The organism is Methylobacterium sp. J-059, assembly GCF_022829485.1.
In the GTDB taxonomy this organism is placed as follows: domain Bacteria; phylum Pseudomonadota; class Alphaproteobacteria; order Rhizobiales; family Beijerinckiaceae; genus Methylobacterium.
In genome coordinates this window covers 38144-63474 of record NZ_JAKSYA010000138.1, presented here as the reverse complement: position 1 = coordinate 63474, position 25331 = coordinate 38144, and the positions used below count along the sequence as shown (strand labels likewise).

Below are 25331 nucleotides of genomic sequence, written 5' to 3'. Positions count from 1 at the left end.
AGCAGCGGCTTTCGCGGACCGACCCAAGCTAGGTCAACTTCCTCGGTCCGGCCAACCCCCATCGGATACGTATGACCGCTTGGGTGCCATTCGACTTTTGTACAGTCTGGGATGGACGCCAAGGCAGGCGGGGCGGCGGACAATCTGCCGCCCGCGCGCTGCGGCTCGGCCTTCTCCGCTCTCAACCGTGAGCGGGCGGGGTGGCGATGTCCGCCTCGATCGATCCGTTGCCCGGAAGCGGACAGGCCGAAAGCCACCCTTTGCGGTGCCCCCCGAGTTTCTCAGCGGATCATAACGCCGGCGTCTTTTCGCTCGTCTCCGGGGCGTGCCGTCGTGTAGGGAGCCGGCATCCTTCGACAGCAACAGCGCCGGAACGCTCCGTCATCACCCGATTCAGCGACACGCCCACCGCCGATCCGCAAGAGGTGGTCACGCGCCAGGTCTTCTACCTGCCCGGCTTCGATCCGCGCCAGCCCGAGACCTACTGGGGCCTCTTCCGTCGCGAGAGCCGGCTGACGGCCGCGCGCCGCGGGCTCGACATCGCGGTGAGCGACCCGTCGCGCAGCGCCGACCGCCTCAGCCTCGACTGGACCCTCGAATCGGGGGGCACCCGCACGCGCTACGGCCTGCTGCGCTGGGACGACATCGTGCGTGCCCGCTTCCCGCGCCCCAACTGGCGGCGCCTCCTCACGGTGCCGGCCCTGCTGTGGCGGCTCAGGCGCTCGGGCTACGAGCGGCGCCTGCGCCGCGAGGGGCGCAGCTTCGCCATGGTGATCTTCGGCGTCCAGTACCTGTTCCTGGTGTTCGTGGCGTTGAGCCTCGGGCTCGCCGCGCTGCTGCCGCTGGCGCTGCCGGCCGACTGGCGGCCGTGGTCGTGGCTCGCGGTACCGGTCGCGGCCTACGCGATCCTGGCCGGGATCATGGCGATCACCCGCGGCAAGCCGTTCTACTGCGCCCACCTCGTCGACGACACCGCCTTCACCCACGACCACGCCGCCGGCCGCGAAGCCCGGATGCCCGAGCGCCTCAACGCCATGGCCGCGCGCATCGCCGCCGCCGAGGGCACCGCCGACGAGGTCGTGGTGATCGGCCATTCCTCGTCGAGCTTCCTCGGGGTCGAGGTGCTCGACCGGATCCTCTCGGCCGATCCCGCCTTCGGCACCCGCGGCACGCCGGTCTCGTTCGTGACGCTGGGCAGCGTGATCCCCTGGATCGCCCTCGACCGCCCCGCGGTGAAGTTCCGGGCGGCGCTCGCGCGCTTCGCCGCCGCCGACCAGATCCGCTGGCTCGACGTGCGCGCGCCGTGGGACTGGCTGTCGATCCACTTGCGCGATCCGCTGACCGCCTCCGACGTTCCTTCGCCCGACCGCGGGCGCCCGGCCACGCGCTACGTCCGGCTGGAGGACCTGATCGAGCATCGTCTCATCCGAGGCCGACGATTCAACCTGTTTCAGATGCACTTCCAGCTCTTGATGTCGAGCCTGGACACGGACGGGTTCGACTACATCGCCCTGGTCTCCGGGCCGGAGCCGGTGCACGCGGCGATCGACCGCCGGTGCGGGGCGCGGCCGGCGAGCCCGTCCGAAGGCGGCGCGACGGCCGTGCCGGTCCGCGCCTGAGCGCTCCGACCCCGGGACGGGCCGGGCGGATGTGTGATCGAATGTTGCCAGGGCGGGCGCTTACCCTCTAGAGCCGTGGCGACTCCCGAGCCGGCGCCGACCTTGCCGACGGCGCCATCTCCGATCGGGACCGGATTTTCGTCGAGACCGCCGCATGTTCCGCAACGATGTCCCGATCACGCCCGAGCTCGTCCGCCAGCACGGCCTCACGCCGGACGAGTACCAACGGTTCCGTGGGTTGATCGGGCGCGATCCGACGCTGACCGAGCTCGGCATCGTCTCGGCGATGTGGAACGAGCACTGCTCGTACAAGTCGTCGCGCAAGCACCTGCGCGGATTGCCGACGACGGGGCCGTGGGTGATCCAGGGGCCGGGCGAGAACGCCGGCGTCATCGACATCGGCGACGGCCTCGCCTGCGTCTTCAAGATGGAGAGCCACAACCACCCGAGCTTCATCGAGCCCTACCAGGGCGCGGCGACCGGCGTCGGCGGCATCCTGCGCGACGTCTTCACCATGGGGGCGCGCCCGATCGCGGCCCTGAACGCCCTGCGCTTCGGCTCGCCCGACCACCCCCGCACGCGCCACCTCGTCTCGGGCGTGGTCGCCGGCATCGGCGGCTACGGCAACTCCTTCGGGGTGCCGACGGTCGGCGGCGCGGTCGGCTTCCACCCGCGCTACGACGGCAACATCCTGGTCAACGCCATGGCGGTCGGCCTCGCCAAGGCCGACGCGATCTTCTACGCGGCGGCCTCGGGCGTCGGGAACCCGATCGTCTACCTCGGCTCGAAGACCGGGCGCGACGGCATCCACGGCGCCACCATGGCGTCGGCCGAGTTCGACGCCGAGACCGAGTCGAAGCGCCCGACCGTGCAGGTCGGCGACCCCTTCGCCGAGAAGCTCCTGCTCGAGGCCTGCCTCGAGCTGATGCGGTCGGGCGCGGTCATCGCGATCCAGGACATGGGGGCTGCCGGCCTGACCTGCTCGGCCGTCGAGATGGGCGCCAAGGGGGATCTGGGCGTCGAGCTCGACATCGAGAAGGTGCCCGCCCGCGAGGCCGGCATGACCCCTTACGAGATGATGCTGTCGGAGAGCCAGGAGCGCATGCTCATGGTTCTGAAGCCCGGCATGGAGGCCGAGGCCGAGGCGATCTTCGTGAAGTGGGGCCTCGACTTCGCGGTGATCGGCAAGACCACCGACACCCTGCGCTTCGTGGTGAAGTGGCACGGCGACGTCGTCGCCGACCTGCCGATCAAGGAGCTCGGCGACGAGGCGCCGCTCTACGACCGGCCGCACATCGCCAACACGCACCTGCCCGAGATCCAGGCCGCGGACGTCGCGGCGCCGGCCTCCCTGACCGAGGCGCTGAAGCGGCTCGTCGGCTCGCCCGAGCTGTGCTCGAAGCGCTGGGTCTACGAGCAGTACGACCACTTCATCGGCGGCAACACCGTGCAGAAGCCCGGCGGCGACGCCGCGATTGTCCGCGTCGAGGACGGTCCCCGCGGGCTGGCGCTCACAGCCGACGTGACGCCGCGCTATTGCGAGGCCGACCCGGTCGAGGGCGGCCGGCAGGCGGTGGCCGAGGCGTGGCGCAACATCACCGCCGTCGGCGGGCGGCCGCTGGCGATCACCGACAACCTGAACTTCGGCAACCCCGAGAAGCCCGAGGTGATGGGCCAGCTCGTCGGCTGCCTCCAGGGCATCGGCGAGGCCTGCAAGGCGCTGGACTTCCCCGTCGTGTCCGGCAACGTCTCGCTCTACAACGAGACCAACGGCGTCGGCATCCTGCCCACGCCGACCATCGGCGGCGTCGGCGTGCTCGACGACGTCGCGCGCCACGCCACCATCGCACTGAAGCGCGAGGGCGACGTGCTGGTGCTGGTGGGCGCCGCCGAGGGGTGGCTCGGGCAGTCGATCTACCTGTCGGTGATCGAGGGCCGCGAGGAGGGGGCGCCGCCGCCCGTCGACCTGTCGCTCGAGCGCCGCAACGGCGACTTCGTCCGCGGGCTCATCGCCTCGGGCCAGGTCGACACCGTGCACGACCTCTCCGACGGCGGCCTCGCGGTGGCGTTGGCCGAGATGGCGATGGCGGGTAGCTTCGGCGCGACGCTGCCCGAGGCGCCGGAGGGCATGCCGGCGCACGCCTACCTCTTCGGCGAGGACCAGGCGCGCTACCTCGTCGCTGTGCTGGCCGAGGCCGCGACCGACATCCTCTACGCCGCCTCGGCGCAGGGCATCGACGCGTCGGTGGTCGGCGTGGTCGAGGGCGACGGTTTGACCCTGCCGGGCGGGCAGACCATATCGGTCGCCGAGCTCCGCGACGCCCACGAAGGCTGGCTGCCGGCCTACATGGCGAGCCTTCCGGCGGCCGCCTGACACCCCCGACCCGAGGAACCGACCGATGCCGATGGACGCGCGCGAGATCGAGCGGATGATCGTCGAGGCCCTGCCCGACGCCAAGGTGGAGATCAAGGATCTCGCCGGCGACGGCGACCACTACGCCGCCACGGTGCTGTCGGCGGCGTTCAAGGGCAAGACCCGCGTCGCCCAGCACCAGATGGTCTACGGCGCGCTCCAGGGGCGGATGGGGGGCGTGCTCCACGCCCTTGCGCTGACGACGGGCGTCCCGCAGGATTAGGCCTCCGTTCCACGGTGGTGCCGATGGACCAGCCGAGCCTCTGCGACGACGACATCGTGACCTGGTCCGAGCAGCAGGCGGCGAGCCTGCGCGCCCTGGCGGCTCGGCCCGACCTCTCGAATGCGCGCGCTTGGGAGAACATCGCCGAGGAGGTCGAGGGCTTGGGACGGTCTCAGACGCAGGGCGTCGAGAGTGCCATCGTCCTCGTCCATGTCCCGAAGTACCTTTCGGCTCCGTCCGCGCAATCAACCCGATCCTGGCGGGTCGAGGTGGTCGCCTACCAGGCGACGGCACGCCGGAACTACAAGCGCTCCATGCGACAGAGGATCGACTGGGAAAACCTCTGGACCACCGCGAAGGCGAACGCCGCCGTGTCGCTCGTGATGTACGGCGACAGCCCCGTCCCTGGGCTGCCGGCGACGATGCCTTTCCATCCGGACGAGATCGTGGCGAAGAGCTTCGATATGGATTGGGCGCTGGAGCGGTTGGCCTCGGCATTGGAAATGCCTGCCGACCATCACTAGATCTGCTGAAACGAACGAGGATCGGAACCCATGAGCGACGTCAACGCAACGATCGAGAACGAGATCAAGTCCCAGGACGTGGTCGTATTCATGAAGGGCACGCCCACCATGCCGCAATGCGGCTTCTCGGGGCAGGTCGTTCAGATCCTCAACTACCTCGAAGTGCCGTTCAAGGGCGTGAACGTGCTGGCCGACGCCGGCATCCGCGACGGCATCAAGGCCTATTCCAATTGGCCGACCATCCCGCAGATCTACGTGAAGGGCGAGTTCGTCGGCGGCTGCGACATCACCCGCGAGATGTTCCAGTCGGGCGAGCTGCAGACCTTCCTCGCCGAGAAGGGCGTCCCGGTGAAGTCCGCCGCCGCCTGAGCCGGCCTTCGCGGACGGACGACGACGAAGGGCGCCGCGGCGCCCTTTTTCGTGTCCGCATCCGAGAAACGTTCGGCACGGATCCGGCTTGAGCCCGAGAGGGGCAACCGGAGGCGCGCCTCGGGCGCGGCGTCATCATGCACGACGTGATCATCGTGGGCGGCGGCCCGGCGGGGCTCAACGCGGCGCTCATCCTCGGGCGCTGCCGGCGCACCGTCCTGCTCCTCGACCACGGCACCCCGCGCAACGCCGCGGCCCGCCTGACCTGGGGCGTCTACACCCGGGACGGCACGCCGCCGGCCGAGCTTCGCGCCCTCGCCCGCGCCGACCTCGAGCGCTACGACACCGTCGCGCTGCGCGAGGCCGAGGTCGTGGAAGCGCGCGCGATCGACGGCGGTTTCGCGATCACGCTCGCGGACGGCAGCCGGGAGACCGCCCGCCGGCTGATCCTCGCCACCGGCCTGCACCAGGACCTGCCCGCGATCCAGGGCTTCGCGCGCTACTGGGGCACCGGCGTTCATTCCTGCCCGTATTGCGACGGCTACGAGGCACGCGACCGGCCGATCGCGGCCTATGCCCACGGCGCCGTCGCGAAGGGGTTCGCCCTGGAGCTGACGGCCTGGAGCGGCGACGTCACGCTCTGCACCGACGGCCATCCGACCGACCTCTCCGAGGACGATCGGGCGCGCCTCGCCCGAAACGGCGTGCGGCTGGTCGAGGCGCCGATCGCCCGCCTGGACGGCGACGAGGCGGGGCCGACGCATCTCGCCTTCGCGGACGGCAGCGCCCTGCCCTGCCGCGCGGTGTTCCTGATGCCGATGGGATGCCTGCCCTCGCAGCTCATCCGGCAGCTCGGCTGCGCCGTGAACGAGGCCGGCGTGGTGCCGACGCGCGATTACGAGAAGACCGACGTGCCGGGGCTCTACGTGGCCGGCGACGCCTCGCGCCGGGTGCAGTTCGCGATCGTCGCCGCCGCCGAGGGCGCCATGGCGGCCTTCGCGGTCAACACCGAGCTCCTGCGCGAGGACACCCGCTGACGTTTCCGAGAGACGCGATTAGCCGTGCATCCGCAGGGTGCATTTCGCGGGGCTGCCGACGACTTGCGAAGCCACGTCGCGCCGGATGCGTAGTCTGGAGATCTGCCGAAAGGCGAAGTCGGCGTGCGATTTCACACCATGGCCGGGGCGCTGCAATGCAATGATGAAAAAATAGTTCCGTTCTCGAAACTTTCGGAACTTGTTCAGGTTGTCCCCGTTACTCACGTACGGCCGAGGTTTCCTCGGACGCCGGTGCCGACGCTCCGCTGTCTCTGCAAGGCCGGTCATGCCCGTCTTCGACGCCAAAAACCTCGGGACCCAGTTCGAAGGCCAAGCCTTGCTCGCGGCGATCCTGCACCCGACGCGCATCGCGCAGACTCGCGCCCTCACCCATGGCCGCCAGCGCGCCGAGCGCGCCGCCGCCATGGCGGACCCGATGACGATCGAGCCGCGCTACCCGGTCGGCGCCGGCGTGCTGACCCAGACGCCGATCGCCTCGACCTGACGGCGTTCCGCGCCGCGTCCTACCAGGGCTGCGGCGTGACGAGGCCCTGACGCGTCACCACGACCCATTCCCGCCCGCGCCGCTCGACGGCTTCGACCCGCCCGACTCCCGGAATGGCGTCGCCGATCGCGACCTCCACCAGGCGGCGGCGGCGATCCTCCAGCATCGCGGTGCCGTCGTACACGTCGCGGACGGCCCAGGACTCGATCACCGCCGGCTTCGGCTTGGCGTCCGGGATGCTCCCGGTCTGGACCGGCTCGGGCTTCGCGACCGGAGCCGGCGGCGCGGCGGACGCGACGGTGCGCTTCTCGGCTTGGGCCGCCGCCGCCGCGAGGCGGGCGCCCTGCTCCTTCTCCGCCTGCTCGATCCGCTCGCCGAGGGCGGCGATCTTCGCCACCAGCGCGGATTCGGTCTTGCCGACCTTCTCGGTCAGCGCGGCGCTGCGGGCCTTCGCCTCGCTGCGCGCGGCGTCCGCAGCGTCCTTGAGGGCCGCGACCGACTTGTCGAGGCGATCGGAGGCGATGGCGAGGCGCGACGCCTCCGAGCGGTTGGCCTCGAGCGCCGCGTTGATCTCGGCCAGGACGACCGCCGTCCCCTGAGGCCGGGGCGTCGCCAGGATCGCGGTGCCGCCGCCGAGCACCGTGCCGACCGCGAGTGCGGCGCCCGCCAGCCCCATCGTCACCGCATCGAAGCGACGGACGGCCTTGGCAGCCGTCGGCACGGGCGCCGCCGCCTTGCTCTCGGCGGGCTTCGCGCCGGAGACCGCGGCCTTCAGCAGGGCCTCCGGCGAGGCGGCCGATTTCTCCACGGCCGAATCGATGATCGTCGTCATGGCCCTCGCCTCCGCGTCCGGCATCTCTGTCGAAAGCTTTGGTTAAGGACGTTTGTTTACCGAAGGGTTACCGCGCCGCGCGTGCCGAGGCGGCGCGGGCCTTCCCCGTCAGGCCGCCAGCCCGCGCTTGCGCAGCAACGGCTCGGTACTCGGCAGGCGCCCGCGGAAGGCGGTGTAGGCCTCGCGCGGGTCGCGCAGGTTGCCGGCACCGTAGACGTAGGTGCGCAGGCGCGCGGCGGTCGCCGGATCGAAGATGTCGCCGGCCTCGCGGAAGGCGTCGAAGGCGTCCGCATCCAGCACCTCGGACCAGAGATAGCTGTAGTAGCCGGCCGCATAGCCGTCGCCCGAGAAGATGTGGGCGAAGTGCGGCGTGCGGTGGCGCATGTTGATCTCGGCCGGCATCGCGATGCGCTCGAGCGCGTCGGCTTCGAAGGCCCCCACGTCGAGCCCGTTCTCGCCCTCGGCCGAGAGGTGCAGCGTCATGTCGACGATCGCCGACGCGGTGTACTCGACGGTGGCGAAGCCCTGGTTGAAGGTGCGGGCGGCGAGCAGCTTCGTCAGCAGCGCCTCCGGCATCGGCTCGCCGGTGCGGTGGTGGCGGGCATGGGTCCGCAGCACCTCCGGCTGCTCCAGCCAGTGCTCGTAGAGCTGCGACGGCAGCTCGACGAAGTCGCCCGACACGGCGGTGCCGGCGAGCAGCGGGTAGGTCACGTCGGAGAGGAGGCCGTGCAGGGCGTGGCCGAACTCGTGGAAGAGGGTCCGGGCGTCGTCGAAGGACAGCAGGGCCGCCTCGCCGGCCGGGGCCTTCGCGAAATTCATCACGTTGACGATGATCGGCTTCACGTCGCCGGTGAGCCGTTCCTGCGAGCGGAAGGCGCTCATCCAGGCGCCGCTGCGCTTCGACGGCCGTGCGAAGTAATCGCCGAGGAAGGTGCCGACCTCGGAGCCGTCGGCGTTCGCGACGCGCCAGGCGCGCACGTCCGGGTGGTAGCGCGGAACGTCCTTGAGCTCGGTGAAGCGCAGGCCGAACAGGCGGGAGGCCGTGTCGAACGAAGCGGCGATCACCGAATCGAGCGGCAGGTAGGCCTTGATCTCGCTCTCGTCGAGATCGTGCTCGGCGCGCCGCAGCTTCTCGGCGTAGTGGCGCCAGTCATGGGCCTGGAGGGCGAAATTGCCGCCCTCGGCCTGGACGATCGCCTGGAGCCGGTCGCGCTCGGCCCCGGCCTGCCTGCGGGCCGGGGTCCAGACCTCGCGCAGCAGGCCCATCGCCGCGTCCGGGGTCGCGGCCATGGTGTCGTCGAGCTTGAAGTGGGCGAAGCTGTCGAAGCCGAGGAGCCTGGCCCGCTCGGCGCGCAAGCTGACGATCTCGCGGATGATGCCGCGGTTGTCGGTGGCCCCGCCGCCCTCGCCGCGGCGGATCCAGGCCTCGTAGGCGCGCTCGCGCAGGTCGCGCCGGGTCGAGCACACCAGGAACGGCTCGATCAGCGAGCGCGACAGGGTGATGGCGTGGCTGTGCGCGCCCCCGCGCTCCTTGGCGGCGTCGGCCGCCGAGGCGATCAGGAAGTCGGGCAGGCCGGCGCGGTCCTCCGCCGCGTCGAGGGGCAGCAGGAAGCTGCTCTCGTCGGCGAGCAGGTTCTGGCTGAACTGGGTTCCGAGTTCCGACATCCGCGCCGCGATCTCGGCGACGCGCAGCTTGTCCTCGGGCCCGAGGTCGGCGCCGGAGCGACGGAAGCGGGTGCGGTAGCGGGACAGAACCCGGCGCTCCTCGCCGCCCAGGCCTTCGGCGTCGGCGTCGACCGCCGAGATGCGCGCCCACAGGTCGGGGTTGAGGTAGATTGCGCTGCCGTGGCGCGACAGCTTCGGGCCGATCGTCCGCTCGATTGCCTGAAGCTCGGGGTTTGTGTGGCTGCCGGTGAGGTTGTAGAACACGCCGGCGACCCGATCGAGGGCCAGGCCCGCCCGCTCCATCGCCGCGACGGTGTTGGCGAAGGTGGGCGCCGCGGTCTCGCCGGCGATCGCCGCGATCTCGGCCTTGTGGGACGACAAAGCCGCCTCAAAGGCCGGCAGGTAGTGCTCGGGGCGGATGCGCTCGAACGGCGGAAGCTCGGCCGGCGTGCCCCAGGCCGTCTCGGAGAAGGGGTTATCGGCCGGAAGGTCGGCGAGCCCGGGGTTTTGCGCTGTCGTCATCTGAAAGGTCCCGATGTCGCGCGCCGTGCCCTGGCCGGCGGCGTTCCGGCCTGGGCCGTCGACGGCCGGCGATTCGACGCGCTCCCGCTTCAGATAGGCCCGAACCCACGCTTCAGGAAGGCGATACCGCGTGCCACCGCGTCGGCGTCGGTTCGCGGATCGAAGGCGTGGCCTTGGTCTTCGTAGAGGTGGACGCGGCAGCTTCCGCCCGCCTCGGCCATCCGGCGGTGCAGGTCCTCGGGGTGAAGCCGACCGACCAGGGCGTCGCGGGCGCCGTGCAGCGCCAGCACCGGCGGCAGTGTGAGGGGGCCGGCGCTCGGGCCGCTGCCGAGTTCCGGCGGCAGGAAGGCCGAGCGCAGCACCAGCGCCGCGATCGCCTCGGGCGCCCGCGCGGCGAGCGCCAGCGCGAGGGCGCCTCCGAGCGAGCAGCCGACCAGCGCCGCCGGGCCGGGGACCTGCGCGCGCACGATCTCGAGGGCATCCCGCCATGCGCCGAAATGCCGGCTGATCCCGGAGAACCCGACCCGCGCCTCGCCGGTCCGCTCGAGATAGTGCGGCAGCAGCACCGCGAAGCCGGCTTCCGCCAAAGCTGCGGCTTCGGCGCGGACTGGACGGTCCGCGCCCGGTCCTTCCGCGTCGTGCAGCAGAATGACGGTCGCCGTGGCCGGCGCGTCCTTGCCGCGCGGCGCGAACCGCTCGATCGTGACGGGCCGTCCCTCGCACAGGATCGTGTCGCGGGTGACGGCCGGATGGGGTGGATAAGTCATGGCGTCAGGTCGGTCTCGACGGTTCGCGGCGTTCGCGCTCGCCGGCATGGCCCTGCTTGCCACGACGGCGGGACGGGACGCGAGGGCACAGGAGTCGAAGCCGCATCCGCCCGAGGCGACCGTCCCCGTGCCGCCGCCCCTGCCGCCCGAGCGGCCCGCCGAGCTGAAGCCCGCGACGGCGCCGGGCGCGACGATGACCGACCCGCCGCGCCCGCCGGAGCGCCCCGCCGCGCTGACGGCGCCGGCGACACCGCCCGCGACGCCCGAGACGAAGCCCGCCGCGCCGCCCGCCGATCCGGCTGCCGTCGCGCCGCCCGCACCGAGGCCGCCGGAACGCCCGGCCGACCTCGTCCCGAACGCGTCCTCCGGCGCACCGCCGGTCCCGGCGGAGGCCAAGCCCGGCGACAAGGCCGCCGACAAGCCCGGCGAGATGCCGGTGCCGCCGCCGCTCCCCCCGGAGCGCCCGGCCGAGCTGTCGGGCGAGGCGGCGCTCGCCCTCAAGGTCGCGGCGCCGGACGACGCCGCCTGCCGGGTCAGGCTGAAGCGCCTCGGCGCGGCGTTCGAGCCGCTGCCGGCGATCGTCAACGGGCAGTGCGGCACGCCGCTGCCGCTGAAGGTGACGGGGCTGCCCGACGTCGCGCTTCCGCAATCGGCGACGCTGACCTGTGCGGCCGCCGAGGCGCTGGCGCGCTGGGCGACCGAGGCGCAGGTCGCGGCCGAGCGCGAGCTGAAGCAGCCGCTGACCGGGATCGCGATCGGCACCTCCTACGAGTGCCGCGGGCAGAACCACGACGTCGAGGCCAAGCTCAGCGAGCACGCCTTCGCCAACGGCGTCGACGTGATGAGCTTCACCTTCGCCGGCCGTCCGCCGATCGCGGTCGGGGCGATGCCGGAGGGCTCGGCCGAGGGGCGCTTCCTCGATGCGGTGCGGGCGCGGGCCTGCGGGTTCTTCCGCACGGTGCTCGGCCCCGGCTCGAACGCCGCGCACGCCAACCATCTCCATCTCGACGAGCGCGAGCGCAACGCCGGGCACCGCCTGTGCCAGTGAGGGCGGTCGCGGAAACCTGATGCCGCCGTGCCGTTTGGCGGGGAACGCTCACGCTTCGCCGACACTTTATCGCGTGGAGCGAATCGGCTCCGGGAGCCTCGACCATGACGTGCGGATCGACGATGCGGACCGGCCTCGCGGCCGTCGTCCTGGCCTGCCTCGCGGGCCAGGGTCTTGCCGCATCGGACAAGGAGCCGGCCAAGGCGTCGGGCAAGAACGAGCCCGCGGCGCCGAGCGCGCAGGCGATCCGGGACGCGACCTTCGCCGAGCCGGCCCAGGATGCGAAGACGGATGCGAAGAAGGACGAGGCGAAGTCGTCGGGGGCCGCGAAGGCGAACGACCGGCCCGATCCGCTGACGATCAAGGTCCAGGTGCTGCTCGACCGGGCGCGGTTCTTCCCCGGCGCCATCGACGGGCGCGACGGCGAGAACCTCCAGGGCGCGCTCTCGGCCTACGCCGTGGCGCAGGGCCTGCCCGCGACGAAGACGCTGACGAAGGACGTCTTCGACAAGCTCGCCGCCACCGGCGGCGATCCGGTGGTCGCCGACTACACCATCACCGAGGCGGATGCGGCCGGCCCCTATGTCGAGACGATCCCGCCGAAGATGGAGGCCCAGGCCGACCTGAAGGCGATGAGCTACACCAACCCGCGCGAGATGCTGGCCGAGCGCTTCCACATGAGCCGCGACCTGCTGAGCCAGCTCAACCCGGACAAGCCCCTCGACAAGGCCGGAACGGTGATCCTGGTCGCGGGCGTCGCGCCGATGGGCCTCGACAAGCCCAAGGCCAAGGACCTGCCGCAGGACCCGAAGGTCGACCGCGTCGAGGTCGACAAGGGCAGCCGCGACGTGCGCGCCTTCGGCAAGGACGGCAAGCTTCTGGCCTACTATCCGGCCTCGATCGGCAGCGAGGAGAAGCCCGCGCCGAGCGGCGAGACCAAGGTGAAGGGCGTCGCCTTCGACCCGTTCTACACCTACGATCCGAAGTACCGCTTCAAGGGCGTGAAGAGCCGCAAGAAGTTCTCGATCCGCCCCGGCCCGAACAACCCGGTCGGCCTCGTCTGGATCGACCTCGCGATTCCCTCCTACGGCATCCACGGCACCCCGGAGCCGGAAAAGGTCGGCAAGACCGAGTCGCACGGCTGCATCCGGTTGACCAACTGGAACGCCCGCGACCTTGCCGCCCACGTCGCCCGCGGGGCGAAGGTGTCGTTCAAGGACGAATAGAGCCGGTTGCTCGCATGTCGTCGAGGCGACCGGCTCCGAACCGCCGTTCGGCCTCATGTCCTTCCGGCGAGCGGGCTTCCACCTCGCTTGGAAATGCTCCTGCGATCAGGCCGCCGTCAGGTGCCGGAGGTCCGCACCGGTGGACAGGTGCTCCGATGCATCGAGGATTTCGACCGCCACGATCCGACCGGCGGCATCGAAATCGAGGACTAGGCCGGGACGGACTTCCTCGCTTTCGACGACGGGGGCATCCGCGAAGCGCACGTAGAGCGCATCGGTCTTAGCGTCATACCGCGACTTCACGTGGGCGCCTCCGGCTGCGATCGAAGAATGCGGTCACGATGTGCACGCCATCTTCGGTCGGCACGTATACCACGCGCAGCATCCTGCCGTCGCACTCCGGCACCGAGCGATAGGCCCGTTTTCGTTCCGGGTGCTTCGGGTCCGTCTCGGTCTCTTCCGGCTCTGCCACGGTGCGTTCGATCCACACGCGCTCCAGTGCTCGATCCACCAAATTGCCGAGGGCATGCGTACCGTAGGTGATCCGCACACGCCCTCCCAAAAGACCGAAGCCGACTTCGCGTGCGACGAAGCCGGTGGACGTCGCGTACCTAACGTAGAGTATTTTCCTATTCGGGCCTATTGGATTCGCGCTTCGTCGTCGAAGAGGCGATCAGCGGCGAAGCAGGCCTGCCGCCGCGACCATCAGCGCGTCGCACAGGAAGGCGAGCGCCGCCGTCGCGGCGGCGCCCTGGAGCATCGGCACGGTGTTCTGGTTCTGGAGGCCGGCGACGATCGGCGTGCCGAGCGTCGCGGCGCCGGCCAGCGCGCCGACCGCGGCGGTCGCCACGGCGAGGACGAGGGCCGTGCGCAAGGTCTCGACGATGGCGGGCGCGGCCAGCGGCAGCTCGATCCGCGTCAGGGTCTGACGGGCGGTAAGCCCAAGCGCTTTGGCGGCCTCGCGCGTCTCCGCCGGCACCGCCTCCAGGGCGCCGACCGTGCCGCGGAGCGTCGGCATGATGCCGTAGAGCACCAGGGCCAGCAGGGTCGGCGGGCCGCCGAAGCCGAGCACCGGCAGGGCGAGCGCCACCACGACCACCGGCGGCACCGCCTGCGCCGCGGCGGCCAGCGTATCGATCCCGCCCCGGACCGAGGCCGCGCCGGGGCGGGTCGCGAGGATCCCGAGGCCGATTCCCGTGATCGCGACGAGGACGAGACCGGTCCCGGCGAGGATCAGGTGGTGCAGGGCGAGCGCACCGAGATGGTCGAGCGGCAGCGCCCGCCGCGGCGTCTCGCCGAGCGCCGAGACGATCGCCGCGGCGACGGTCGGATGACTGAAGCACGCGAGCACGAGGCCGGCGGCGACGGCTCCGAGGGCCGGGTGCAGGGCACGCAGCCGGGTCATGCCGGCGTCCCGCGCCAGCGATCCTCGGCGAGGCTCAAGGTCCGCTCGACGACGAGCGAGAGCGCGACGATCGGGATCGCGCCGAGCAGGATCAGGTCCGGGGCGAACTGCGCCATGCCGTCGAAGACGATGCCGCCGAGGCCGCCGGCCCCGACCAGCGCCCCGAGGGTCGCGAGCCCGATCCCCTGGACGCAGGCGACGCGCAGCGCCCCGAGCAGGATGCCGGCGCCGATCGGCAGCCGCACCTGGAACAGGATCGTTCGTGGGGGCAGGCCGAGGGCCTCGGCCGCGTCGAGGGTCGCCGGGTCCGGCGCTGCGAGCGCTAGGGCGAGGCCGCGCCACAGCGGGAGCAGCAGATAGGCGGCGATGCCGATCACCGCCGGCACCGGCCCGAGCGCGCCGAGGCCGGCCTCGCGGAGCGCCGGGACCGCCTGCAGCAGGCCCGAGGCGACGGCGACCAGCGCGCCGAGCAGGGCCACGGCCGGCACCACTTGGATGCCGCCGACCAGCACCTCGACGAGGCCCTGCCCGCGTCGCCATAGCGAGAGCAGCACGGCACCGCCGACTGCCAGCAGCACCGCGCTTCCCGAAAGCAGCAGATGCCGCACCAAGGCTTCGCCGACCACGTCCTTGCGCGCCGCGAACTCGACGGCGAGCGACAGGCTCCCGAGCGTCCCGGTCGAGCCGGCCAGCGCGACGAAGCCCAGGAACGCGGCCGCGAGCGCGCCCCCGAGCCCGGGGACGGCCATGCGGCGGGCGAGGTGGGCGAGCCCGCCCGCGAGCAGCAGCAGCGCCGTCCAGGTACCGGAGGCGAGGCCGGCGCGGGCGGCCGGCGGCTCGCCGGCGAGAAGGTCCCCGGCCGTGCTGCCCAGCGCCAGCATCAGCAGCGCGAGGGCCAGGGCGAGGAGCACGGTGGCGGCGCCGACGCCGATCCGCGTCCGCCCGATCCGGGCGAGCAGCACCGCGCCCAGCACGAGCCCGGCCACCGCCTCGATCTCCGGCCCGAATCCGGGCAGGGCCCCGAGGCCGTCCAGCGCGTAGACCGGCTCGCCGACGACGAGGCGGTTCTTCGCGATGCGCAGCAGCGGCAGGCCGTAGACCGCACCGAGGAAGGCGGCGGCGAACAGCGGCGGGCCGATGCCCCCGCGCCGATCCTCCGTTGCGGGCGTCAAGCGATGAAGCCGGCGTCGCGCAGGAACGCCCGCGCCACCGTCTCGGCGACCTGGCCCTCGACGGTGATGTGGGCGTTGAGCCGGCGGAGCGTATGGGCATCGAGGCGCGCGAACACCGGATCGAGCTTCTCGCGGATGCGCGGGTGGCGCGCCAGGGTGTCGGCGCGGATCACCGGGGCGACCTCGTAGACGATCTGTGCGCCCTTCGGATCGCTCATCACGGTCAGGTCGAGGGCGTCGAGCGCCCCGTCGGTGCCGTAGACCATGCCGGCGTTGACGCCGCTGATGCCCTGCGCCGCCGCCCGCGCGGTCACCGCCGTGTCGCCGCCGGGCAGGCTGATGATGCGGTTCATCGGCAGCGAGAACCCGTAGGCCGCCTCGAAGGACGGCAGGGCCGCCGGGCTCTCGACGAACTCGGTCGAGGCCGCGAGCAGGATCAACCCGCGCCGCACGGCCCCGGCGAAATCCGCCATGGTGGCGAGCCCTTCGCGCCGGGCGAGGCTGCCGCGCACCGCGATCAGCCAGGTGTTGTTGGCCGGCGCCCGCCCGAGCCAGACGAGGCCCTTGGCCCGATCCGCCGCCGCGATCGCGGCGTAGGCGTCGTCGGCCCGCTTCCAGGCCGGATCGCCCTCGGTGCCGGTGAAGAAGGCGCCGTTGCCGGTGTATTCGGGATAAAGGTCGACATCGCCCGACATCAGGGCCGAGCGCACGATCAGCGTCGGCCCGAGGCCGAGGCGGCGCTGCACCGGGATGCCGAGATCCTCCAGGCACAGGGCGATCATGCTGCCGGTGAGCGTGCCCTCGGTGTCGCTCTTCGAGGCGACCACCACCGCGCCCTGCCCGCGCGCGGGCGCCGCCGCGATGGCGGCGCCGAGGCCGACCAGCACGGCGCGGCGGTCGCAGATCGGAACGGGGCGACGCCTCACAGGAAAAATCCGGTCGTGTCAGGAAAAGATCGGCCCATCGCGGGTTCTGCCCTCACGCGGACCGTGCCACACCCTATCGCGAAATGTATCGCCGTGTAACATTGCCGACGGAACAGCCCGCGCCGGACGCTTGACACAACCGGCGTTCCGGGCGACCCCTCAGCCGCCCGGTGTACCCGCTTGGTTCTCCTGGCGCGACGATCGGATCCGACCAGCCATCATGGCGACGTTCCGTTGAAGCGGAGCGGATCGACAAGGAAGACACCTCGGCGTGAGCGCGGAACCGAAAGACGACGTTCTTCAGGGTAAGCGGGTGCTCGTCGTCGAGGACGAAGCCGCGATCTCGATGCTGCTCGAAGACATGCTGCTCGATTTTGGCTGCACCGTGGTCGGCCCGGCCGCACGCCTCTCGACCGCCCTGGAGATGGCCGAGAGCGAGACCTTCGAGGTCGCGATCCTCGACGTGAACGTCGCCGGCGAGCCGATCTACCCGGTCGCCGAGGCGATCGCGAAGCGCGACCTGCCGCTGATCTTCTCGACCGGCTACGGCGGCGCCGGCATCCGCGAGCCGTTCCGCGATCGCCCGGTGGTGCAGAAGCCGTTCAGCCAGGCCGACCTCAAGCGCACGCTCATCGGCGCGATCAGCGCCGCGCGCGCCTGACCGTCCGCTACAGGCCCTCGATCGGGAACGCGTCGACGAGGTGGACCGGCCAGCCGCGTCCGCCGATGAAGACCGCGTCCGCCCGCAGGGTCAGGCTCCTGGCGAACGGATGCCGCGCGATCCAGCTCCGCACCGCGCGCGAGAAGCGTTGTCGCTTGACCCGGCCGATCGCGCCCTGCGCCTCGATCAGCGTCGCGCGCGCCTTGACCTCGACGAAGGCGATGGTGCCGCCGCGGCGCACGATCAGGTCGATCTCGCCGCCCGACGCGCTCACCCGCATCGCTAAGGGGCGATAGCCCTTCAGCATCAGCGCGCCGAGCGCCAGCCATTCGGCCCGGCGCCCGCGGCGTTCGGTCGCCTTCCGGCGCGCGGCATCAGGCGTCCGCATCGGTCTCGCGAGCCAGCACCAGCGCACGGTTGTAGACGGCGCGGCGCGGCTGCCCGGTCTCGTCGGCAACGAGGCTTGCGGCATCCTTGATCGAGTGCCGCGCGAGCGCGACGCGCAGGGCCGCGTCGAGGCCGGCATCGGCCTCCTCCGGGGTGGCCTCGTCCGGCGCGGTCCCGATCACCACCACGACCTCGCCCTTCGGGGCGCCCTCCTCCGCGAAGGTGTCGTTGAGGCTGGCCAGGGTGCCGCGGCGGATCGTCTCGAACATCTTCGTCAGCTCGCGCGCCACGGCCGCGGGACGGGCGCCGCCGAGGACCTCCGCCGCGTCCGCCAGCATCTCCGGCAGGCGGTGGGGCGATTCGAACAGGACCAGCGTGCCGGGCACGGTCGCCAGCGCCGAGAGCCGGTTGCGGCGGGCGCCGGCCTTCTGCGGCAGGAAACCCTCGAAGAAGAACCGGTCGGTCGGCAGGCCGGCGGCGACGATCGCCGTCATCACCGCCGACGGGCCGGGAATCGGCGTGATGCAGATCCCCGCCTCGATCGCCGCCTGGACCAGCTTGAACCCGGGATCGGAGACCAAGGGCGTGCCGGCATCCGACACCAGCGCCAGCGCCTCGCCGTCCAGCATCCGCCGCACCATGCGCTCGCGGACGGCGGCGTTCGAATGCTCGTGGTAGGCGACGAGCGGCGTGGTGATGCCGTAGTGCATCAGCAGCGTCCGGGTGACGCGGGTGTCCTCGGCGAGCACCGCGTCGGCGGCGGCCAGCGTCGCGAGCGCCCGGATCGTGACGTCGCGCAGGTTGCCGATCGGCGTCGCCACCACGTGCAGGCCCGGCGCGAGCGGCTCCGCTTCCGTCGCCAGCCCGAAGGCGGTGAAGGTCGCAACCTTGGTCGCGGTGGATTTGGCCGGCCCGTCCCTGCGGGGGCGGCGTGCGGGCTCGATTCGCTGTGTCATCGCGCGGACCTTGCCACGCCAAGCCGCCGAGCGGAATTTGCTTGCGGCCGCCGAACCGCCGCGAACCCCCGCTGATTCGTGTTTTCCGGGGGCGCGCGCGATCCTGCGACATCGGCGCGTTTACTTTTCGGGTCCACGCTTTAAGCCAGAGCCACGATCCCGCGTGGACGATCTTTACGGGAAGGAAGTTTCGCGATGGCGCGATGTGTCCCGCCCCGCGCCCTCCGGGCCGGCGCCGCCCTCGCCGTGATCCTCGCCCTTACCGGCTGCATCGGCGTTCCGGACCGGGCGCGTTCCGTCCGCGCCGCGCCGCCGCCGCGGGCCGAACTCGCTCCCGACCTCGCACCGCCCGCCGACGCCGTTCCCGGCTCGACGCCGGCCGCCGCCTCGGCGCCGGGCCGGATCGGCACCGGTTCGGTCAAGGTCGCCCTCGTCGTGCCGCTCTCGGGCCAGGGGGCCAATCTCGGGGCGGCGATGCGCAACGCGGCCGAGCTCGCGATCGAGGAATACCAGCAGCCCGACCTCCAGATCCTGGTGCGCGACGACCGCGGTTCGCCGGACGGCGCCCGCGAGGCGACGAGCGCCGCCATCGCCGAGGGCGCCGAGCTGGTGCTCGGCCCGCTCTTCGCCGCCAACGTCGCGGCCGCCTCGGCGACGGCGCGCGCCGCGGGCAAGCCGGTGATCGCGTTCTCGACCGATGCGAGCGTCGCCGGCCCCGGCACCTACCTGCTGAGCTTCCTCCCGCAGGCCGAGGTCGACCGGATCGTCGACGAGTCGGTCGCGGGCGGGCGCCGCTCCTTCGCCGCGCTGATCCCCGAGAACGCCTACGGCAACGCCGTCGAGGCGCAGTTCCGCGAAGCGGTGGCGCGCAAGGGCGCCCGTCTCGTCGGCATCGAACGCTACGCCCCCGGCGCGCCGGAGGCGGCGATCGCGCGCCTCGGCGGCCTGATCACCGGACCGGGCGCCCAGGCCGACACCCTGTTCCTGCCCGAGACCGCCGACGGGCTGCCGAATGTGGCGGCCGCGCTCAGCAAGGCCGGCTTCGCGCCGTCCCGCGTCCGGCCGATCGGCACCGCAGTGTGGAACGAGCCGCGGCTCTTCGCGCTGCCGGCCCTGCAGGGCGGCCGCTTCGCCGCGCCGGACACCGGCGGATTCGGCAACTTCGCCGGGCGTTACCAGGCGCGGTTCGGCACGAGCCCGCCGCGGGTCGCCTCGCTGGCCTACGACGCGGTCTCGCTCAGTGCGGCGCTCGCGCGGCAATACGGGACCCAGCGCTTCGCCGACGCGACCCTGACCAAGAGCGCCGGGTTCGCCGGCGTCGACGGCACCTTCCGCTTCCGCGCCGACGGCCTGAGCGACCGGGCGCTCGCCGTCCACGAGATCCGCAACAACGCGTCGAGCGTGGTCAGCCCGGCGCCCCGCGCCCTGGCCAAACCCGGCACCTGAGCCTCCGCCGCGCGTCAGTCGTGGCCGATCATCGCCGCGCCGGCCGCGACGACCGTGCAGGCGGCGATGCGGCCGGCGGTCCGGCGCTCCGCCAGGAAGGCGCGGCCGAGGAGCGCGGCGAAGACCACGCTGGTCTCGCGCAGGGCCGAGACCGGCCCCATCGCCCCGAGCCGCATCGCCCAGATCACCGCCGCGTAGGCCAGCAGCGAGGCGGCGCCCCCGCCGACGGCGCGCGCGACCGCGGCGGGCCGCCCGCCGAGGGCCGCCGATCCGCGCGTCAGCAGGAGCCAGAGCGGAGGCGCGCGGTGGACGGTGACCATCGCCGCGGTGTCGCCGACCCAGTCGCCCGACAGCCGCACGCCGATGCCGTCGATCAGGGTGTAGGCGGCGATCGTCGCGGCCGTGCCGAGCGCCGCCAGCAGCGTGCCGCGCGACAGGCCGGCCCTGCCCAGCGACAGCGACGGCAACCCGCCGCCGACCGGGGCGAGCCCGAGGCCGCCGACTGCGAGATTCATCACGCTCATGGTCCAGAGCCGGTCCGCGCCGCCGCGCAGCAGCGTGTTCCACCCGGCATGCAGCAGCGCCGCGAGCAGCACGAGGCCGATGACGGCCGGCGTCGTCGCCGGCTCACGGATCGGCTTTCGACGCGCGCGCGGAGGCGTTCGGCATCACGCCGCGAGGCTCGCGACCACGGCGTTGAGCACCGGAGCGCCGCGCGCGGTCGCGGCGATGCGGCCGCCGTCGAGCCGCGCCACGAGGCCGTCGCCGATCAGCGCCGCGACCCGCGACCCGTCGAGCGGGCGGCCCTTGAGCGCGGCATAGCGCGCCGGGTCGATGCCCTCGGACAGGCGCAGGCCCATCATCAGGAATTCGTCGCCCTGGTCGGCGCCGGCGATCGTCTCGGTCTCGGCGATGCCGTGGCCGTCGCGCTCGACGCGGGCGAGCCAGGCCTCCGGCGCCTTCTCGGTGACGGTTCCGAGTCGGCCGGCCTCCGTCACGAGACGGCCATGCGCGCCGGGGCCGATGCCGGCATATTCGCCGTAGCGCCAGTACAGCAGGTTGTGGCGCGACTGCGCGCCGGCACGCGCGTGGTTCGAGATCTCGTAGGCCGGCAGGCCCGCCCGGTCGCAGACCTCCTGGGTCACGTCGTAGAGCGCGCGGGCGGTCTCGTCGTCGGGCGGCACCAGCCGGCCGGCGGCGGCGAGCCCGTAGAACGGCGTGCCGGGCTCGATGGTGAGCTGGTAGAGCGAGAGGTGCTCGGCCGCCCGGCCGATCGCCTCGGTGAGCTCGCGCCGCCACGCCGCGGCGGTCTGGTTCGGGCGCGCGTAGATCAGGTCGAACGAGCTGCGGTCGAACGCGCCCTGCGCGACCCGGATCGCGGCGAAGGCCTCCTCGGCGCTGTGCAGCCGCCCGAGGCTCTTGAGCGAAGCGTCGTCGAAGGCCTGGACGCCGAGGGAGACGCGGTTGACCCCGGCCGTGCGGTAGCCCCGGAAGCGCCCGGCCTCGACGCTGGTCGGGTTGGCCTCCAACGTGATCTCGGCGCCGGGCTCGACGCCCCAGGCTGCGGCGATGGCATCGAGGATGCCGGCGACCGTCGCGGGCTGCATCAGCGAGGGCGTGCCGCCGCCGAGGAAGATGCTCGAGACGGTGCGGCCGGGGGTGCGCCCCGCCACGTGCGCGATCTCGGCGCGGAAGGCCGCGAGGTAGCGCGCCTCGTCCACCGGCGCATGGCGGACATGGCTGTTGAAGTCGCAATACGGGCACTTCGAGGCGCAGAAGGGCCAATGCACGTAGACGCCGAAGCCCGCATCGCGGGTCGGGTGGTCCGGGCCTGAACGGTCGGTCATCGCACGCGATGTGCTCGCGTGCGCGCCGTTTGGCAATCGCCCGATCCGTTCAGCCCGGCCGGCGCAGGCATGCGGCGGCGAGCTTCACGAAGGCACGGGCCCGGTGCGAGAGGGCGTCGCCGGTCTGCCAGTCGACCCCGTGCTTCTCCTCCGACGCGATCTCGCCGAAGGTGCGGTCGAAGCCGTCGGGCCGGAACATCGGGTCGTAGCCGAAGCCGGCCGTGCCGCGCGGCTCGACGAGGTCGCCGAAGACGCGGCCCTCGAACAGCTCGGTATGGCCGTCGGGCCAGGCCAGCACCAGAGCCGAGACGAAATGCGCCCGCCGGTCCCTCGCCCCGCGCAGGTCCAGCTCCGCGAAGATCCGCGCCATCGCGCCGGAAAAGTCCTTGGACGCGCCGGCCCAGCGGGCGGAGAACAGCCCGGGCGCCCCATCGAGCGCATCGACGCACAGGCCCGAATCGTCGGCGAAGGCCGGCAGGCCCGCGGCGTTGGCGGCTGCGACCGCCTTGATCGCGGCGTTCTCGGAAAACATCGTGCCGGTCTCGTCGGGTTCCGCGAGCCCGAGCTCGCCGGCCGAGACCGCCTCGACGCCGAAGGGCGCGAGCAGCTCGCGCATCTCCACCAGCTTGCCGGCATTGTGGGTCGCGATCACGACCCGGCCCGAGAGGATGCGGTGGCTCATGCGATCGCCTGCTTCTGGAGGGCGACGAGGTCGGCGACGCCGCCCTTGGCGAGCCGGAGCAGCGCGAGCAGCTCGTCCTCCGAGAACGGCTTGCCCTCGGCGGTGCCTTGGACCTCGACGAGGCCGCCGGTGCCGGTGATGACGAAGTTGGCGTCGGTCTCGGCGCCCGAATCCTCGGCGTAGTCGAGGTCGAGCACGGCGGCGCCCTTGACGATGCCGCAGGAGATGGCGGCGACGTGGTCGCGCAAGGGGTCGACCGAGATCATCGAGCGGGCGCGCATCCAGGCGAAGCACTCGTGCAGCGCGACCCAGGCGCCGGTGATCGATGCCGTGCGGGTGCCGCCGTCGGCCTGGATCACGTCGCAGTCGACGGTGATCTGCTTCTCGCCCATCGCCGGCAGATTGGTGACGGCGCGCAGAGATCGCCCGATCAGCCGCTGGATCTCCTGCGTCCGGCCCGAGGGCTTGCCGGAATTGACCTCGCGGCGGGTGCGCTCGTGCGTGGCGCGCGGCAGCATGGCGTACTCCGCCGTGATCCAGCCCTTGCCCGAGCCGCGCAGCCAGTGCGGCCCGCGCTCCTCCAGCGAGGCGGTGCACAGGACCCGGGTCTCGCCGAAGGTCACGAGGCAGGAGCCCTCCGCGTAGCGGGCGACCGAGCGCTCGAGCGTGACCTTGCGCAACTCGTCGACCGCGCGCTTCGAAGGCCGCATGCGGCGTTCTCCTGATTCCCGAACTCGAGCGGGGTGCTTAGGCTGCGCCGCCACACGCGGCAACCCGAAGCGCCCGAGCGCCGTATGAGAAGCCCATGGATTGATCCGCAGGCTTTAGCGGGACACAATCATCGGCCAGGAACCGCGCGTGACCGAGTTTTCCCGACCCTTCTCCCAACCGCCGCAGGCGCAGGCCCTCGCCGCGCTGAACGAGCGTGCCCGCGAGATCTTCCGGCAGATCGTCGAGGGCTATCTCTCCACCGGCGAGCCGATGGGATCGCGCAACCTCGCGCGCATCCTGCCCATGACCCTGTCGCCGGCCTCGATCCGCAACGTGATGTCCGACCTGGAGCAGTCCGGGCTGATCTTCGCGCCGCACACCTCCGCCGGGCGCCTGCCGACCGAGCTGGGCCTGCGCTTCTTCGTCGACGCGATGCTCGAGCTCGGCGATGTCGGCCGCGAGGAGCAGGAGCGGATCGAGGCGCAGATGCGGGCGGCGGCCTCGCGGCACACCTTCGATTCGGCGCTGGCCGAGGCGTCTAGCCTGCTCTCGGGCATCTCGCGCGGAGCCGGCGTGGTGCTGACGACCAAGACCAACGTGCAGCTCAAGCACATCGAGTTCGTGCGGCTCGATCCGGCACGCGCCCTGGTGGTGCTCGTCTCCGACGACGGCTCGGTCGAGAACCGCCTGCTCGACCTGCCGCCGGGCCTGCCGGCGAGCGCGCTGCAGGAGGCGTCGAACTACCTCAACGCCCGCCTGCACGGCCGCACCCTCGGCGGCCTGCGCGCCGAGATCGAGGCGGGCCGCCAGGCGATGAAGCGCGAGCTCGACGCGATCACCGAGCGCCTGGTCGATGCGGGCCTCGCCGTGTCCGTCGGCCCGAGCGAGGCCCGCCAGCTCATCGTGCGCGGGCAGGCCAACCTGCTCGACGACCTTCGCGCGATCGAGGACCTCGAGCGGATGCGGCTGCTGTTCTCGGACCTCGAGACGCAGAAGGACGTGATCGACCTGCTCGCCCGCGCCGAGGGCGGCGACGGGGTGCGGATCTTCATCGGCTCGGAGAACAAGCTGTTCTCGCTCTCCGGCTCGTCGCTGATCGCGGCGCCGTTCCGCGACGGGTCGCAGACCATCGTCGGCGTCGTCGGCGTGATCGGCCCGACGCGCCTGAACTACGCCCGCATCGTGCCGATGGTCGACTACACGGCGCGGGTCGTCTCGCGGATGCTCGACCGCGGGACGTAGGGCCGGGGCCGCTCGCCCAATGCGCCGCCGCGCCCCTCGGTTGGCGCGGAATGTCGGCCCGCGAAGCACATCGGGAGAGGGGGAGCGCCATATACCGGACGACGCACCCGCCTCTCCCGACCCTTGCCGCCACGAGGCCCACCCTCCCCCGCAGAGGAGGGAGGGCAGGCCGGCGCGGGTTTTCGCCTCAGCCGCGGATCACGTCCACGATCTGGTAGGTGTCCGGATCGACGATGACGATGTCGTCGTCCACGAGGACGTAGCTGTAATCCTCGTATTCCGGTGCCAGCTCGACGATCGCCGGCGGGAGGCGGTGCAGTTCATAGCTGCGGGCGATCGCCGTGCCGACGGTGAGCGCGAAGGCGCCGGCCGCTAGGCGCGGCACGCCGCTGCGGAACAGGTCCTGGCGGAACCGGGTGCGCTCGGCGCCGCCGAGACGCCCATAGGCGCCGCGGGCCTCGCCGCCGCCGCGCGGACCGCGGGCGCCGCGATCCGGACGACCGTCGCGGTCGCCGCGGGCACCGGGGCCGTCGCGATCGCCCCGGCCGTCACGGGCGCCGGGACCATCACGGTCGCCGCGTCCGTCGCGCGCCGCCGGACCGTCGCGATCCCCGCGGGGGCCGCCGGTCTCGTTGCGCCCGGGGCCGCCGCGCTCGTCGCGGGCGCCGGGCTTGCCGCCGGGGCCGTCGTCGCGCATCGCACCGCCGCGTTCCGCACCGCCCGGCGCCCCGCGATCGGCACCGCCCGGACCGGCCCGGTCGGCACCGCCGCCCGGCCCGCCGCGCTCGGCCGCGCCGCCCGCCGGGCCGCCGGCGTCGTTCCCGCGCATCGCGCCGCCGGCACCACCGCCAGCACCGCCGCCAGGGCCTGCACCGCCGCGCATGCCACCGCCGGCGCCGCCGCCAGCACCGCCCGCCGGTCCGCCGGCGCCGCCGCCCGGTCCGCCGCCGCCGCCCGGCCCGCCGGCACCGCCGCCGGGGCCGCCCTGGCCGAAGGCCGTGGCCGTGCCCAGCACCAGCACGGCGGCCGTCACCGTTCCGCGAAAGATCTTGTTCATGGCGCTCGATCCCGTCCCGTTATTGTTGAAAGGCCACGTCCGTCGCCGACCGACGAAGTCACCGCCCCGAAACGGTACAGTCCCGAAAA

The 25331-nt window shown here is 72.5% G+C and carries 27 protein-coding genes; 12 read left to right on the top strand and 15 right to left on the bottom strand.

Going from position 1 to position 25331, the window contains the following annotated elements; genetic code table 11:
• The first annotated feature begins 425 nt into the window (after positions 1-425).
• From MKK55_RS20475 to MKK55_RS20445, 7 genes are all read left to right on the top strand, one after another.
• Complete coding sequence (locus MKK55_RS20475) at positions 426-1619, top strand: hydrolase (protein WP_243937381.1); 1194 nt, start codon at positions 426-428, stop codon at positions 1617-1619.
• A 154-nt stretch (positions 1620-1773) separates the two neighbouring features.
• Positions 1774-3993: a phosphoribosylformylglycinamidine synthase subunit PurL gene (gene purL, locus MKK55_RS20470; RefSeq protein WP_243937379.1), complete on the top strand. Its 2220-nt coding sequence runs from the start codon at positions 1774-1776 to the stop codon at positions 3991-3993.
• Between the two features lie 25 nt (positions 3994-4018).
• Complete coding sequence (locus tag MKK55_RS20465; protein WP_147727612.1) at positions 4019-4255, top strand: BolA/IbaG family iron-sulfur metabolism protein; 237 nt, start codon at positions 4019-4021, stop codon at positions 4253-4255.
• Between the two features lie 23 nt (positions 4256-4278).
• Entirely contained in the window at positions 4279-4779 is a 501-nt protein-coding gene (locus MKK55_RS20460) for a DUF29 family protein (protein WP_243937378.1), read from the top strand.
• Positions 4780-4809: 30 nt separating this feature from the next.
• Positions 4810-5148, top strand: a complete 339-nt coding sequence (gene grxD / locus MKK55_RS20455) for a Grx4 family monothiol glutaredoxin (RefSeq protein ID WP_147727610.1) — start codon at positions 4810-4812, stop codon at positions 5146-5148.
• 137 nt (positions 5149-5285) lie between these two features.
• Positions 5286-6185 (top strand): NAD(P)/FAD-dependent oxidoreductase, encoded by a 900-nt coding sequence (locus MKK55_RS20450; protein ID WP_243937377.1) that lies wholly within the window; start codon positions 5286-5288, stop codon positions 6183-6185.
• A gap of 286 nt (positions 6186-6471) precedes the next feature.
• Entirely contained in the window at positions 6472-6690 is a 219-nt protein-coding gene (locus tag MKK55_RS20445) for a hypothetical protein (RefSeq protein ID WP_147842991.1), read from the top strand.
• A gap of 19 nt (positions 6691-6709) precedes the next feature.
• On the opposite strand, the gene MKK55_RS20440 is transcribed toward MKK55_RS20445, so the two are convergent.
• The 3 genes from MKK55_RS20440 to MKK55_RS20430 form a co-directional block, all read right to left on the bottom strand.
• The gene (locus MKK55_RS20440) at positions 6710-7522 is read right to left on the bottom strand and encodes a hypothetical protein (protein ID WP_243937376.1); all 813 of its coding nucleotides are present in this window, start codon (positions 7520-7522) and stop codon (positions 6710-6712) included.
• Between the two features lie 108 nt (positions 7523-7630).
• Entirely contained in the window at positions 7631-9709 is a 2079-nt protein-coding gene (locus MKK55_RS20435; RefSeq protein ID WP_147842989.1) for a M3 family metallopeptidase, read from the bottom strand.
• A gap of 89 nt (positions 9710-9798) precedes the next feature.
• Positions 9799-10476, bottom strand: coding sequence for an alpha/beta hydrolase (locus MKK55_RS20430; RefSeq protein ID WP_243937375.1), 678 nt, complete (start codon positions 10474-10476; stop codon positions 9799-9801).
• Here MKK55_RS20430 and MKK55_RS20425 point away from each other — a divergent pair.
• Complete coding sequence (locus tag MKK55_RS20425; RefSeq protein WP_243937374.1) at positions 10475-11524, top strand: extensin family protein; 1050 nt, start codon at positions 10475-10477, stop codon at positions 11522-11524. The genes MKK55_RS20430 and MKK55_RS20425 overlap by 2 nt on opposite strands.
• Before the next feature lie 122 nt (positions 11525-11646).
• The gene (locus tag MKK55_RS20420) at positions 11647-12750 is read left to right on the top strand and encodes a L,D-transpeptidase (protein ID WP_243937373.1); all 1104 of its coding nucleotides are present in this window, start codon (positions 11647-11649) and stop codon (positions 12748-12750) included.
• A gap of 105 nt (positions 12751-12855) precedes the next feature.
• On the opposite strand, the gene MKK55_RS20415 is transcribed toward MKK55_RS20420, so the two are convergent.
• The 5 genes from MKK55_RS20415 to MKK55_RS20395 form a co-directional block, all read right to left on the bottom strand.
• Positions 12856-13014, bottom strand: coding sequence for a DUF2283 domain-containing protein (locus MKK55_RS20415; protein WP_243937371.1), 159 nt, complete (start codon positions 13012-13014; stop codon positions 12856-12858).
• 22 nt (positions 13015-13036) lie between these two features.
• Positions 13037-13300, bottom strand: a complete 264-nt coding sequence (locus MKK55_RS20410) for a DUF4258 domain-containing protein (protein ID WP_243937370.1) — start codon at positions 13298-13300, stop codon at positions 13037-13039.
• A 123-nt stretch (positions 13301-13423) separates the two neighbouring features.
• On the bottom strand, positions 13424-14146 hold the full coding sequence (locus tag MKK55_RS20405; RefSeq protein WP_409566098.1) for an ABC transporter permease subunit: 723 nt from the start codon (positions 14144-14146) through the stop codon (positions 13424-13426).
• 5 nt (positions 14147-14151) lie between these two features.
• Positions 14152-15327 carry an ABC transporter permease gene (locus MKK55_RS20400; RefSeq protein ID WP_243937368.1) on the bottom strand — a complete coding sequence of 392 codons (1176 nt, stop codon included), beginning with the start codon at positions 15325-15327 and terminating at the stop codon, positions 14152-14154.
• Positions 15324-16214 (bottom strand): glycine betaine ABC transporter substrate-binding protein, encoded by an 891-nt coding sequence (locus MKK55_RS20395; RefSeq protein ID WP_409566097.1) that lies wholly within the window; start codon positions 16212-16214, stop codon positions 15324-15326. Before MKK55_RS20395 ends, MKK55_RS20400 begins: the two co-directional genes overlap by 4 nt.
• Positions 16215-16524: 310 nt before the next feature.
• On the opposite strand from MKK55_RS20395, the gene MKK55_RS20390 reads away from it, so the two are divergent.
• Complete coding sequence (locus tag MKK55_RS20390; RefSeq protein ID WP_243937367.1) at positions 16525-16914, top strand: response regulator; 390 nt, start codon at positions 16525-16527, stop codon at positions 16912-16914.
• Positions 16915-16921: 7 nt separating this feature from the next.
• Here the strand turns inward: MKK55_RS20390 and MKK55_RS20385 are convergent, their stop codons facing one another.
• Together MKK55_RS20385 and rsmI are read right to left on the bottom strand one after the other, a co-directional pair.
• On the bottom strand, positions 16922-17302 hold the full coding sequence (locus tag MKK55_RS20385; protein ID WP_243937366.1) for a YraN family protein: 381 nt from the start codon (positions 17300-17302) through the stop codon (positions 16922-16924).
• Entirely contained in the window at positions 17289-18257 is a 969-nt protein-coding gene (rsmI, locus tag MKK55_RS20380; RefSeq protein ID WP_147859666.1) for a 16S rRNA (cytidine(1402)-2'-O)-methyltransferase, read from the bottom strand. Before rsmI ends, MKK55_RS20385 begins: the two co-directional genes overlap by 14 nt.
• A gap of 195 nt (positions 18258-18452) precedes the next feature.
• Here rsmI and MKK55_RS20375 point away from each other — a divergent pair, with 195 nt between their 5' ends.
• Positions 18453-19703 (top strand): penicillin-binding protein activator, encoded by a 1251-nt coding sequence (locus MKK55_RS20375; RefSeq protein WP_243937364.1) that lies wholly within the window; start codon positions 18453-18455, stop codon positions 19701-19703.
• A 14-nt stretch (positions 19704-19717) separates the two neighbouring features.
• On the opposite strand, the gene MKK55_RS20370 is transcribed toward MKK55_RS20375, so the two are convergent.
• From MKK55_RS20370 to rph, 4 genes are all read right to left on the bottom strand, one after another.
• Positions 19718-20299, bottom strand: a complete 582-nt coding sequence (locus tag MKK55_RS20370) for a hypothetical protein (RefSeq protein ID WP_243937363.1) — start codon at positions 20297-20299, stop codon at positions 19718-19720.
• Between the two features lie 72 nt (positions 20300-20371).
• Positions 20372-21550 (bottom strand): radical SAM family heme chaperone HemW, encoded by a 1179-nt coding sequence (hemW, locus tag MKK55_RS20365; protein WP_147844311.1) that lies wholly within the window; start codon positions 21548-21550, stop codon positions 20372-20374.
• A gap of 49 nt (positions 21551-21599) precedes the next feature.
• Complete coding sequence (gene rdgB, locus MKK55_RS20360; RefSeq protein ID WP_243937362.1) at positions 21600-22232, bottom strand: RdgB/HAM1 family non-canonical purine NTP pyrophosphatase; 633 nt, start codon at positions 22230-22232, stop codon at positions 21600-21602.
• Positions 22229-22942: a ribonuclease PH gene (gene rph, locus MKK55_RS20355; protein WP_243937361.1), complete on the bottom strand. Its 714-nt coding sequence runs from the start codon at positions 22940-22942 to the stop codon at positions 22229-22231. Before rph ends, rdgB begins: the two co-directional genes overlap by 4 nt.
• A gap of 148 nt (positions 22943-23090) precedes the next feature.
• Here rph and hrcA point away from each other — a divergent pair, with 148 nt between their 5' ends.
• Positions 23091-24185 (top strand): heat-inducible transcriptional repressor HrcA, encoded by a 1095-nt coding sequence (gene hrcA, locus MKK55_RS20350; protein WP_147728964.1) that lies wholly within the window; start codon positions 23091-23093, stop codon positions 24183-24185.
• Positions 24186-24372: 187 nt separating this feature from the next.
• On the opposite strand, the gene MKK55_RS20345 is transcribed toward hrcA, so the two are convergent.
• Entirely contained in the window at positions 24373-25242 is an 870-nt protein-coding gene (locus MKK55_RS20345; protein WP_243937360.1) for a DUF1236 domain-containing protein, read from the bottom strand.
• Positions 25243-25331 lie beyond the last annotated feature (89 nt).

Coding starts and splice junctions, on each gene's coding strand:
- purL (WP_243937379.1), top strand. CDS start 1,774: ATGTTCCGCAACGATGTCCCGATCACGCCCGAGCTCGTCCGCCAGCAC.
- MKK55_RS20465 (WP_147727612.1), top strand. CDS start 4,019: ATGCCGATGGACGCGCGCGAGATCGAGCGGATGATCGTCGAGGCCCTG.
- MKK55_RS20460 (WP_243937378.1), top strand. CDS start 4,279: ATGGACCAGCCGAGCCTCTGCGACGACGACATCGTGACCTGGTCCGAG.
- grxD (WP_147727610.1), top strand. CDS start 4,810: ATGAGCGACGTCAACGCAACGATCGAGAACGAGATCAAGTCCCAGGAC.
- MKK55_RS20450 (WP_243937377.1), top strand. CDS start 5,286: ATGCACGACGTGATCATCGTGGGCGGCGGCCCGGCGGGGCTCAACGCG.
- MKK55_RS20445 (WP_147842991.1), top strand. CDS start 6,472: ATGCCCGTCTTCGACGCCAAAAACCTCGGGACCCAGTTCGAAGGCCAA.
- MKK55_RS20440 (WP_243937376.1), bottom strand. CDS start 7,522: ATGACGACGATCATCGATTCGGCCGTGGAGAAATCGGCCGCCTCGCCG.
- MKK55_RS20435 (WP_147842989.1), bottom strand. CDS start 9,709: ATGACGACAGCGCAAAACCCCGGGCTCGCCGACCTTCCGGCCGATAAC.
- MKK55_RS20425 (WP_243937374.1), top strand. CDS start 10,475: ATGGCGTCAGGTCGGTCTCGACGGTTCGCGGCGTTCGCGCTCGCCGGC.
- MKK55_RS20430 (WP_243937375.1), bottom strand. CDS start 10,476: ATGACTTATCCACCCCATCCGGCCGTCACCCGCGACACGATCCTGTGC.
- MKK55_RS20420 (WP_243937373.1), top strand. CDS start 11,647: ATGCGGACCGGCCTCGCGGCCGTCGTCCTGGCCTGCCTCGCGGGCCAG.
- MKK55_RS20385 (WP_243937366.1), bottom strand. CDS start 17,302: ATGCGGACGCCTGATGCCGCGCGCCGGAAGGCGACCGAACGCCGCGGG.
- rsmI (WP_147859666.1), bottom strand. CDS start 18,257: ATGACACAGCGAATCGAGCCCGCACGCCGCCCCCGCAGGGACGGGCCG.
- MKK55_RS20375 (WP_243937364.1), top strand. CDS start 18,453: ATGGCGCGATGTGTCCCGCCCCGCGCCCTCCGGGCCGGCGCCGCCCTC.
- hemW (WP_147844311.1), bottom strand. CDS start 21,550: ATGACCGACCGTTCAGGCCCGGACCACCCGACCCGCGATGCGGGCTTC.
- rdgB (WP_243937362.1), bottom strand. CDS start 22,232: ATGAGCCACCGCATCCTCTCGGGCCGGGTCGTGATCGCGACCCACAAT.
- rph (WP_243937361.1), bottom strand. CDS start 22,942: ATGCGGCCTTCGAAGCGCGCGGTCGACGAGTTGCGCAAGGTCACGCTC.
- MKK55_RS20345 (WP_243937360.1), bottom strand. CDS start 25,242: ATGAACAAGATCTTTCGCGGAACGGTGACGGCCGCCGTGCTGGTGCTG.